This window comes from Mesorhizobium sp. M2E.F.Ca.ET.209.01.1.1, assembly GCF_004010375.2.
In the GTDB taxonomy this organism is placed as follows: domain Bacteria; phylum Pseudomonadota; class Alphaproteobacteria; order Rhizobiales; family Rhizobiaceae; genus Mesorhizobium.
On the sequence record NZ_SADP02001318.1, the window covers coordinates 1 to 251 of the forward strand.

Annotated in this window: 1 pseudogene; it reads right to left on the reverse strand. The window is 58.2% G+C overall.

Annotation, left to right across the window (positions count from 1 at the left end):
• Nucleotides 1-53 precede the first annotated feature (53 nt).
• Nucleotides 54-251, reverse strand: a pseudogene (locus EN852_RS42085) (pseudaminic acid cytidylyltransferase); the annotation flags it as partial.

Below are 251 nucleotides of genomic sequence, written 5' to 3' on the forward strand. Positions count from 1 at the left end.
ATCAGTTCGAAAGGCGATCTGCACGGGTTTTAATTACAGCAGAGCATCTTGGGTCATTCCGGTCCTGGTTCCGGGCTCAGGATCCGAAACATGCATTCCGCCCGCTCCCAGTCCTCGGGTGTGTCGATGTCTTGCACACGATGACGTGGCAACAACACTGGGACGCTGCCTTGCCCGAACACGGGCTTGTTTTTGAGCCAAGCCTCGGAGCGGCCCCAGTAGAATTGACCCGCATCGTGCCAGGCCTCCTC